Raw genomic sequence first — 10,195 nt, 5'->3', positions numbered from 1 at the left:
GTCCGGGCCCGCGCCCGGCCGCTGCGCGGAGCCGGCCCCACCCCGCCCCTTCCCGAAACCGGTGGGCGCCGCCCCCGGATCCCCCGCGCCTCAAACGCCGGCGGGGCTGGTAAGGGGACGACGGGGCTGCGCCCCGGACCCCACACCGCCGCTGCGCGACGGGCTTTCGGGGCTCCGCCCCGGACCCCGCGCCTCGAACGCCGGCGAGGCTGGTAGGCCCGTACCGCTGCTTCGCGGTGGTCGCCTCGAACGCCGGCGGGGCTGGTGGGCCACTGCCACCGGTGGGAGGCAGCCCTGGCGAGGCTGGGTCAGGCCGGTGGGGCGGGCGCAGCGACGGTGGCCGGCGGGGGTGCGGGCGAGGTCGGGGCCGGCCCGGTGGCGCCCCGGTCGGAGCGGGTGGGGCGGGGGTACCGTCGGGGGATGGGACGTGTGGGTGAGGAGTGGGGCGGGGGCCGGGGGCGGGGCGTCGTGGGGGCGTTGCGGGGGGCGGGGTGCGAGGTGGCGGGGGACCGGGGTACGCGGGGGGCGTACGCGGCGGACGCGTCGAACTACCGCCGGGTGCCGCTCGCGGTGGTGTTTCCCCGCGACCGGGCCGACGTGCTGGCGGCCCTCGCCGTCTGCCGGGCGCACCGCGTGCCGGTCACCGCCCGCGGCGCCGGTACCAGCACCTCCGGCCAGGCCGTCGGTGCGGGCGTGGTGCTGGACTTCTCCCGCCACTTCAACCGCCTCCTCGCCCTCGACCCGCAGGCCCGCACCGCCACCGTCCAGCCCGGCATCGTGCTGGACGAGCTGCAGGCCGCCGCGGCCCCGCACGGCCTGCTCTTCGGCGCGGACCCCTCGACCCACAGCCGCTGCACCCTCGGCGGCATGATCGGCAACAACGCCTGCGGCACCCACTCCCTGGCCTGGGGCCGCACCGCGGACAACGTCCTCGAGCTGGAGGTGGTCACCTACCGCGGCACGGTCCTGCGGCTCGGACCGATGAGCCCGGCGGAGGTCGCGGCGGCCACGGCCCGGGACGACGACCGGGGCCGGCTGATCGGCGCCCTGCACCGGCTGGCCGCGGACCACCTGGCCACCCTGCGCACCGAGTGCGGCCGCTTCCCCCGCCAGGTCTCCGGGTACGCCCTCGAACACCTGCTGCCGGAGCGGGGCTTCGACCTGGCGAGGGCCTTCGTCGGCAGCGAGGGCACCCTGGGCCTGGTGCTGTCCGCCACCCTCCGGCTGACCGCCCCGCCGCCGGCCCGGTCGCTGGTCGTCCTCGGCTTCACCGACGCCTACGCGGCCGCCGGGGCGGTCCTCCCGCTGCTGGAGCACCGGCCGTTGGCGCTGGAAGGGCTCGACCAGGCGCTCACCGAGGTGGTCACCCGCCCCGAGACCCGCGCCGCCCTCGCGGGCCTGCCGGCCGGCCGGGCCTGGCTCTTCGCCGAGCTGGGCGGGGCCGGGTCCGAACTCCCCGAGCGGGCCCGGGCCCTGGCCGAAACGGCCGCCGCGGCCGAGGGCCACACCGGCAGCCGGATCGTCGGGGACGGCGCCGACGCGCGCCGGCTCTGGCGGATCCGCGAGGACGGCGCGGGCCTGGCCACCCGGCGGTCGGACGGCTCCGAGGCCTGGCCGGGCTGGGAGGACTCCGCGGTGCCGCCCGCCCGACTGGCCCCGTACCTGCGCGAGTTCCGTGCACTGATGGACCGTCACGGGCTGACCGGCGCGATCTACGGGCACTTCGGCGAGGGCTGCCTGCACGTCCGCATCGACTTCGACTTCGGCACCGCGGAGGGCGCCGCCGTCTTCCGCGCCTTCGGCACCGAGGCCGCCGCGCTGATCGCCGCGCACGGCGGCTCGCTGTCGGGGGAACACGGCGACGGCCAGGCCCGGTCGGAGTTCCTGCCGCTGATGTACTCCCCGCGGGCCATGGCGGCCTTCGCCGCGTACAAGGAGGCCTGGGACCCGGACCGGGGGCTCAACCCCGGCATCATCGTGCACCCGCGCCCGGCCGACGGCGATCTGCGCATTCCCGCGGACCGGATTCCGCTTCCGCTTGCCACCGTCTTCGACTACCCCGCGGACGACGGCGACTTCGCCAAGGCCACCCGCCGCTGCGTCGGGGTGGGCCGGTGCGTGAGCACCGGTCCGGGCACCGGCGCGATGTGCCCGAGCTACCGGGTCACCCGGGACGAGAAGGACTCGACCCGCGGTCGGGCCCGGATCCTGTACGAGCTGACCCGCGGTGAACTCCTGCCGGACGGCTGGCGGTCGGCCGAGGCCAGGGACGTGCTCGACCTGTGCCTGTCCTGCAAGGCCTGCCGCAGCGAGTGCCCGGTCGGGGTCGATGTGGCCACGTACAAGGCGGAGTTCCTGTACCACCACTACAAGGGCCGGCTCCGGCCCGCCGCCCACTACGCCATGGGCTGGCTGCCGCTGCTGGCCCGGCTGGCGGCCCGGGCCCCGGGCCCGGTCAACGCCCTCACCGGCGGCCCGCTCGCCCCGCTGGTCAAGCGGCTGGGCGGGATCGCCCCCGAGCGGGCGCTGCCGCGGTTCGCGGACCGGACCTTCCTGGCGTGGTTCCGGGCCCGGCCCGTGCGGCCGCCCGGCCCGCGGGGGCCCGTCCTGCTCTGGGCCGACACCTTCTCGGACCACTTCGCCCCGGAGGTGCCGCGCGCCGCGGTGGCCGTGCTGGAGGCGGCCGGTTTCACCGTGCGGGTTCCGGCGGGCACCCCTTGCTGCGGGCTGACCTGGATCACCACCGGGCAGCTGGACACCGCCCGCCGGGTGGCCCGGCGGACCGTCGCCGCCCTCGCCCCGGCGGCGCGCGCCGGGCTGCCGGTGGTGGGCCTGGAGCCCAGCTGCACCGCGGCCCTGCGCGGCGACCTGCCCGAGCTGCTGGGCCGGGAGCCGGGCCCGGCGGCGGACGCGGCGGCGGTGGCCGCCTCGGTGGTCGGCCTCGCCGAGCTGCTGGCACGGCGGGCCCCCGACTGGACGCCCCCGCCGCTGGCCGCCCGGTCCCTCAGCCAGACCCACTGCCACCAGCACGCCACCACCGGCTTCGGCGCGGAGGCCGAGCTGCTGCGGCGGATGGGGGTGGCCAACACGGAGCTGCCGGCCGGGTGTTGCGGCCTGGCGGGAAACTTCGGCTTCGAGCGGGAGCACTACGCCCTCTCGGTGGCCGCGGCGGAGCAGACCCTGCTGCCGGCGGTCCGGGCGGCGGCCCCCGACACGTACGTCCTGGCGGACGGCTTCAGCTGCCGCACCCAGATCGAGCAGCAGACCGGGCGGCGGGGTGTCCATCTGGCCCAATTGGTCGCGGAAGCGCTGCTACCGGATGGAACCGGCCGAAATGATCCGGCCAGTCGGTAAGGACCGTGGCTCATCAGCGCCCTTGACGGATCTCGGAGCTCCGGCGCAGGGTCGATGCAGTGATCTTGGCCGAAACGAGGACCGCCGAACCCGGCGATGCCCGCGTCTACGCGCGTCCGGAGACCCCGGCCGCCGTGGTCCGGCGCGAGCCGGGTTCCGGTTCCCGCCTCCTACCGGTTCGCGGCGCGAACCAGAACGGAACCCACGCGTGCATACCGATGTGATGTCCCGGACCCCCGACATAACCGGTCGCAGCAAGAAGGTCTGGCGAGTCGACGAGGACACCTGCCTCGTCGAACTCATCCCGTCACTCGCGAGCTTCACCTACAACCGCCACGAACTCATCGACGGCACCGGTGAGTTGCGCCTCGACTTCTTCGAGCACGTCTCCGGCCGACTGGCCGCCGAGGGCGTCCACACCGTCTTCCGCGAGCGCACCGGCCCGCTGTCCTACCTCGCCGACTACCGGCCGTCCACGCCCTTCGAGGTCATCGTCAAGAACCGCGCCACCGGTTCCACGATGCGCAAGTACCCCGGGCTCTTCACCGAGGGCCAGGTCCTGGAACGCCCGGTGGTCAAGTTCGACTACCGCACCGACCCCGAGGACCAGCCGATCGGCGAGGACTACCTGCGCCTGCTGGGCATCGACGTGGACGCCTACCGCGAGGCCGCGCAGCGCTGCAACACGGTGCTGCGCACCCTGCTGGAGCCGCTGGACCTCTGGGACTTCTGCATGATCATCGCGCCCGACGCGGAGCGCGGCCTGGTCATCAACTCCGAGATCTCGCCCGACTGCATGCGGCTGCGCTCGGCCGCGGGGGAGTGCTACGACAAGGACCTCTTCCGCCAGGGCGCCTCCGGCGAGGAGATCATCAAGCGCTGGACCGAGCTGATGCAGATCATCACCCGTGCCTGAGCGTCTGGCGCTCGTGACGGGCGCGAACCGGGGGACCGGCCGGGCCATCCGGCTCCGGCTCGCCGAGGACGGGTACGCCGTGCGCTGCCTGAACCGGCGTTCCTGCGAGGACCACACCGACCCGGTCACCGCCGACCTCGCCGACGGGCAGGCCGCGTTCGAGGCGGCCCGCCGGGTGCTGGCGGACGTACCGGCGCTCGACCTGCTGGTGCTGAACGCCGTCACCCGGGGCCTGGGTCGGGTGGCCGACCTCAGCCCGCAGGACTGGGACGAGGCCGTCGGGGTCAACCTCACCGCCAACGTCCGCATCATCCAGGCGGCGTTGCCGGCCCTGCGCGCGGCGGGCGGGCACATCGTGCTGATGGGCTCGCACGCCGGTGACCGTCCCTTCGAGGGCGGGCTGGCGTACTGCGCGACCAAGGCGGCGCTCAAGTCCGTCGCCGAGGTCCTGCTGATGGAGGAACGGCCGCACGGCGTGCGCACCACGCTGCTCAACCCCGGCGCGATCCGCAACTTCGACGACGACCTCTCGGAGCACAAGATGAGCGTCGAATCGGTGGCCTCCGTCGTGTCCTGGGTCGCCGCGGCGCCGGCCGACACCGTGCTCGGCGAGGTCGAACTGCGGCCGGCCCGGCTCGGCACCCCGCCGGCCGTGGGCTTCGAACGCCTCCAGCACGTCTGACCGCCCCTCGGAACGAGGACCCTTCCCATGCCAACTGACGGGAGCGTTGTGATGGCGCCACAAAGCTTCATCACCGAATGGAACGCCGGATCCGGCGTACTGGAGGTCGCGGCGTCCCCCACCCGGGACGCCGGGGCCGGCCTGCCCACCCCGGCCGGGACCGGCACGGACACCGTGCCGGCGGTCACCGTCGCCTTCCGGGCCGTCGCCGCGGTGGCCTTCGCCGCCGACGGCCGGGTCTGCGCGGTCGACGTGCCGGACCTGCCCGAGGACGTGGTCCCGGCCATCCCGCCGGGCCGCGGCCGGGACGAGAGCGTCGGCTTCGCCTGGCTGGACAGCGGGTGGCTGTGGATCCCGCTGAGCCCCGACCGGGCCGCCAGGCAGCGCTCGGGGCCCGCCGAGATCGAACTGCGGCTGTGCCGCGACGAAGTGGCGGGCCTGTCCCTGCGCTTCCTTGACCAGGAGACGAGTACGTGAGTTACGCGGCCCTGCTGCGCAAGCCGTCCGTTCCGCACGCCCTCGGGGGCGCGCTGATCGGGCGGCTGCCCACCGCCATGACCGCCCTCGCCATGACGCTCACCCTGCGCGACCACGACGCGGACTTCCGCTTCGTCGGCATCGCGACCGCGGTGCTCGCCGTGGCGGGGGCGGTCGGCGGCCCCGCCCTCGGCCGGATGGTCGACCGCTGGGGCCAGACCCAGGTCCTGGTGATCAGCGCCCTGTTGTCCAGTGCGGGCATCGTGCTGATCGCCCTCGGGCCGGAGCACCGGCCGGTGGTGCTGGCCGGCGCCGTGCTGGCCGGCGCGGCCACCCCGCCGCTGGAACCGTCGCTGCGGGCCCTGTGGCCCCGGCTGGTCGGCCAGGAGAACCTGCAGAAGGCCTACTCGCTCGACGCGGCCGCGCAGGAACTCGTCTTCATCGGCGGCCCGTTGCTGGTGTCGGCGGCGGTGGCCCTCGGCCCCCCGGAGGCCGCCGTGGTGCTCTCGGCCGCGCTCTGCCTGGCCGGTTCGCTGGTCATGGCCACCTCGCGGCCGTCCCGGGAGTGGCGGGGCAGCCCCGGGACCCGGGACTGGCTGGGCCCGCTGCGCAGCCGGGCGCTGGTCCTGCTCTTCCTCGGCCTCGCCGGGGCCGGCACCGCCATCGGCGGCCTGAACATCGTCGCGGTGGCCTACGCCGAGCGGCACGACCTGCCGGGTGGCGCCGGCACCCTGCTGGCCCTGTCGGCCTGTGGGGCGCTGGTCGGTGCCGTGCTCTACGGGCGCAGCTCGTGGGCCAAGGCGCCCACCGCCCAGGCCGTGGTCTTCGGCGCCGGCCTGACGGTCACCTACCTGCTGGTCGCCCTGATGGCGCCGGTCCCGGTGATGGCGCTGGTCAGCCTCTCCACCGGCTTCTTCCTCTCGCCGCTGCTGGTCGTCTCCTTCACCCTGGTCGACGCCCTGGCCCCCGAGGGGACCGTCACCGAGGCCTTCGCCTGGCTGATCACCCTGCTCACCACCGGCACCGCCCTCGGGTCGGGGCTGGCGGGCGTGGTGCTCGAGTACGCGAGCCCGGGCGCGGCGGCCGCCGCCACCGCGGTCTGTGCCCTGCTGGGGGTGGGCTTCCTCTTCCTGTGCCACCGGTTGCCGGAGTCCGCCCGGGCGACGGCCGGTACCGCCGCGGTGGCCGGATGAGCCGCCCCCCGCGGCGGCCCCGGCTGCTGGCCTGCGACCTCGACGGCACGCTGTTGACCTCCGACGGGCGGATCACCGACGCGGTCGCCGCGGCCCTGGCCCGGGCCGCGGCGGCGGGGATCGCGCTGGCCGTGATCACCGCCCGGCCCGGCCGGGACGTGCGGCCGGAGGTGTCGGCCGCGGTCCCCGGCTCGGCGTACTGGGCGTACAGCAACGGCGCGGTGCTGCACGCCCCGGGCGACCCGCGGCCGCGCCGGGTGCTCGGTTTCGCCCCCGCCGAGGCCACGGCCCTGGTGGAGGCGGTACGGGCGGTCGGGCGCGGCTGGTCCTGCGCGCTGGACCTGGTCGACCGCACGGTGCTGCTGGACCCGTTCCCGGCCGCGGCGGCGGAGCACTGGAGCCGGGTGGTCCGGCACGGCCCGGGGGAGTGGCCCGTGCTCGCCGGGCCGGTCCCCAAGCTGCTGGTGCACACCGGGGTGCGCACCGACGCGGCCGTGGTCGCGCAGGTGCAGGCGGCCGTCGGCGCGGCGGCCCTGGCCACCGCCTCCGGCGGCAGTTTCGTCGAACTGGTCCCGCCCGGCAGCGGCAAGGCGGCGGCCCTGCGCGCGCTCTGCGCCGAGCTGGGCCTGGCGGAGTCCGACACGGCCGCCGTCGGCGACGGCCTCAACGACCTCGGGATGTTCGCGGCCGCGGGGCTGTCCGCCGCCCCGGCCAACGCTCCCGCCGACGTCCGCACCGCCGCCGACCTGATCCTTCCCAGCAACGACGAGGACGCGGTGGCCGCCCTGATCGACATCCTGCTGACCTGCTGACCTGCTGACCTCGCGCCCGCCCGGCGCGGAGACGGCCGTGCCCCGCCGCGCCCACCAGGGGCGCCGCGGGGCACGGCCGTCCGGGTCCGCCCGGGCTACTTCCGGACGCCGCAGATCACGACGGTGTCCGCGCCCAGCAGGACCCGGCCCGCGGGCTCGAAGCCGGCCTCGGTGAACCACTCCTCGTACTCCCGGCCCGTGTACACCATGCCCTCGCCGGAGGCGATGGTGTGGAAGTACGCGGAGAGGTAGGCCGAGCGCTCCGGGCCGGTCTCCTCGTCGTTCTGGTACGGCGTGACCACGAAGATGCCGCCGCCGGGCTCCAGGGCCCGGGCGGCCTTGGCGAGCAGCGCCCGGATCCGGTCGGCCGACCAGATCTCCAGGAAGTGCGCGAACAGCACCGCGTCGCACCCGGTCGGGAACTCCTCCTCGAAGGCGTCCAGGCTCACCGCCGACACCCGCTCCGCGAGGCCGAGTTCGGCGATCTTCTCGGTCGCGGCCGCCGAGACGGACGGCAGGTCGCCGATGGTGATCCGCAGTTCGGGCCAACGCGCGGCGAGCGTCGAGGCGTTGACCGCAGTGCCGCCGCCGACGTCCAGCAGGTGCGTGTACCCGGAGAGGTCGAGCTTCTGCGCCAGCTCCTCGCCCGCCAGCCGGCTGACCGCGCCCATCATCGTGTGGAAGGTGGACTCCAGCTCCGGGTTCTCGGCCAGCCGCCCGTACAGGGTCGGCGCGGTGCCCTGGATCTCCCGGTGCAGGCCGACGTTGGTGTCCTCCTTGAGGGCTTCGTAGAACCATCCCATGGCCCGGTAGATGCCCTGCTGCTCCCAGGGGAGGAAGGAGGCCGGGGACTCGTCGAAGTTGGCGCTGAGCGGCTTGGTGAGCTCGGTGTTGCGGTAGCCCGCCCCGTCCTTGTGCAGCAGGCCCAGGGTCGTGCAGCCCAGCAGCAGGATGCGGGTCGGCTGCTCCTTGAGGCCCAGCCGCAGGGCTATGTCCTTCATGCCGATGCCCGGCTCCTGGTCCAGGAGCGTGAAGAGACCGAGCTGGAAGGCCGCGCTCAGGATCTGGAAGCGGTAGTGCGCCTTGTAGAGCGGTCGGAGCTGGACCTCGATGGGGATCTCGGTCTGGGTCATTTCGGAGCCTCCGTCAGGCGTGCGGTGGTGCGGTGTGTCAGGTGCGGTGGAGGGGTGGCGGGCGGCCCGCTCGGCCGGCGGCCCGCTCACCCGGGCGGCCGGCTCACTCGGGCGGGGCCGGTACGGGCGCCGGGGCCGGTACCGGGGACGGTGCGCGGGCCGTTCCGGCGGTCAGGAGCGCCAGCAGCAGGACCGCGCCGCCGCAGCCGGCCATGATCGCCCAGCCCAGGTGGCTGGCCGCGGGGAAGCCGTCGGCGAACGGGCCCTCGATGCGGGCGGTGGTCACCGAGCCGAGCACGGCCACCCCGAGCACGGCCCCCACCTGGCGTCCGGTCGAGGTGATCGCCGCCGCCACGCCGGCCCGGGCCCGGGGCATCCCGGACACCGCCGAGTAGGTGAGCGGGGCGTCGAGCATGCCGAAGCCGATGCCGAACAGCACGTACGCGGCGGCCAGGTACCCCAGCGAGGTGTCCGGGCCGAGCCGGACCAGCAGCAGTCCGCAGGCCATGGTGCCCGCGCCCGCGACCGCCATCGGCAGCCGGGGCCCCCGGGCGCCGATCAGGCGCCCCGCCAGCGGCCCGGTGACCAGGGTCATGGCCGCCATCGGCAGGGTCAGCAGCCCCGCGTCCAGCGGGGAGAACCCGCGTACGGACTGCAGGTACAGGGAGTTGAGGAAGAGGAACCCGGCCAGCGCGGCGAAGCCGCACACGGCGCCGGCGATCGCCCCGCTGAACGACGCGTTGCGGAACAGCGTGAGGTCCAACAGCGGTTCCGGCCGCCGGCGTTCGTACCGGACGAGCGCCACGGCCGACCCGGCCGCGACGGCGAAGCAGCCGGAGATCACCGGCGAGGTCCACCCCTGGCCCTGCCCCTCGATGATGCCGAAGGTCAGGGTCGCCAGCAGCGTGATCACCAGCAGTTGGCCGACCGGGTCCAGCCGGCGCGGCTGCGCGGCCCGGGACTCCGGGACGAACAGCGTGGTCAGCAGCAGGGCGAGGGCACCGACCGGCAGGTTGATCCAGAAGATCGCCCGCCAGCCGGCGGCGTCGACCAGCGCACCGCCGACCACCGGCCCGAAGGCCAGGCTCATGCCCGCGACCCCGCCCCAGATCCCGATCGCCCGGGCGCGTTCCCCGTCGTCGGGGAAGGTGTTGACGATGATCGACATCGCCACCGGGTTGAGCATCGCCCCGCCCACCGCCTGCAGCATGCGGAAGGCGACCAGGGAGCCGGTGTCCGGCGCGAGCCCGCACAGCACCGAGGCCAGGCTGAAGACCAGGAGCCCGGTCCGGAAGGTGCGCCGCCGGCCGAACCGGTCGGCTGTTGAGCCGGACAGCATCAGCAGGCTGGCGAGCACCACCGTGTAGGCGTCGATGGTCCACTGGAGGCCGGCGGCGTCGGTGTGGAAGTCCTCCTGGATGGACGGCAGGGCCAGGTTCACGACCGTGGTGTCCAGGCCGACGATGAACAGGCTCATGCAACAGATCGCCAGGACCAGCCACTTGCGGGGTGCCGGGGGCGCGCTCGTCATACGAGCTTGAGCTCCGGGTGGGCGGTGCCGCCCTCGATGGCGATGGAGGAGATGTGGGAGACGACGCGCTCGTCGACGGGGTCGTTGGCGGGGTCGT

General features: G+C 75.0%; 8 protein-coding genes. 6 read left to right on the top strand and 2 right to left on the bottom strand.

Annotated elements, in window-relative coordinates; all coding sequences use genetic code 11:
* The first annotated feature begins 420 nt into the window (after nucleotides 1-420).
* The 6 genes from AB0O40_RS36585 (at nucleotide 421) to AB0O40_RS36560 (ending at nucleotide 7,434) form a co-directional block, all read left to right on the top strand.
* Nucleotides 421-3,354 (top strand): FAD-binding and (Fe-S)-binding domain-containing protein, encoded by a 2,934-nt coding sequence (locus AB0O40_RS36585; protein WP_365050369.1) that lies wholly within the window; start codon nucleotides 421-423, stop codon nucleotides 3,352-3,354.
* A 208-nt stretch (nucleotides 3,355-3,562) separates the two neighbouring features.
* Nucleotides 3,563-4,270 carry a phosphoribosylaminoimidazolesuccinocarboxamide synthase gene (locus tag AB0O40_RS36580; RefSeq protein WP_365050367.1) on the top strand — a complete coding sequence of 236 codons (708 nt, stop codon included), beginning with the start codon at nucleotides 3,563-3,565 and terminating at the stop codon, nucleotides 4,268-4,270.
* Nucleotides 4,263-4,952, top strand: coding sequence for an SDR family oxidoreductase (locus AB0O40_RS36575; protein ID WP_365050366.1), 690 nt, complete (start codon nucleotides 4,263-4,265; stop codon nucleotides 4,950-4,952). Before AB0O40_RS36580 ends, AB0O40_RS36575 begins: the two co-directional genes overlap by 8 nt.
* Nucleotides 4,953-5,003: 51 nt before the next feature.
* A complete protein-coding gene (locus AB0O40_RS36570) occupies nucleotides 5,004-5,429 on the top strand; it encodes a hypothetical protein (RefSeq protein ID WP_365050364.1) in 426 nt (141 codons plus the stop codon).
* Nucleotides 5,426-6,622 carry an MFS transporter gene (locus AB0O40_RS36565; RefSeq protein WP_365050362.1) on the top strand — a complete coding sequence of 399 codons (1,197 nt, stop codon included), beginning with the start codon at nucleotides 5,426-5,428 and terminating at the stop codon, nucleotides 6,620-6,622. The genes AB0O40_RS36570 and AB0O40_RS36565 overlap by 4 nt, the downstream gene beginning before the upstream one ends.
* Nucleotides 6,619-7,434, top strand: coding sequence for an HAD family hydrolase (locus AB0O40_RS36560; RefSeq protein ID WP_365050360.1), 816 nt, complete (start codon nucleotides 6,619-6,621; stop codon nucleotides 7,432-7,434). Before AB0O40_RS36565 ends, AB0O40_RS36560 begins: the two co-directional genes overlap by 4 nt.
* A gap of 95 nt (nucleotides 7,435-7,529) precedes the next feature.
* Here the strand turns inward: AB0O40_RS36560 and AB0O40_RS36555 are convergent, their stop codons facing one another.
* Together AB0O40_RS36555 and AB0O40_RS36550 are read right to left on the bottom strand one after the other, a co-directional pair.
* Nucleotides 7,530-8,567 carry a methyltransferase gene (locus AB0O40_RS36555; protein WP_365050358.1) on the bottom strand — a complete coding sequence of 346 codons (1,038 nt, stop codon included), beginning with the start codon at nucleotides 8,565-8,567 and terminating at the stop codon, nucleotides 7,530-7,532.
* Between the two features lie 103 nt (nucleotides 8,568-8,670).
* Nucleotides 8,671-10,098 (bottom strand): MFS transporter, encoded by a 1,428-nt coding sequence (locus AB0O40_RS36550; protein WP_365050356.1) that lies wholly within the window; start codon nucleotides 10,096-10,098, stop codon nucleotides 8,671-8,673.
* Nucleotides 10,099-10,195: the final 97 nt, after the last annotated feature.

This window comes from Streptomyces sp. NPDC089919 (genome assembly GCF_040684615.1).
Taxonomy (GTDB): domain Bacteria; phylum Actinomycetota; class Actinomycetes; order Streptomycetales; family Streptomycetaceae; genus Streptomyces.
The sequence above is the reverse complement of the archived record's forward strand: the minus strand, read 5'-3'. Positions and strand labels throughout refer to the sequence as shown.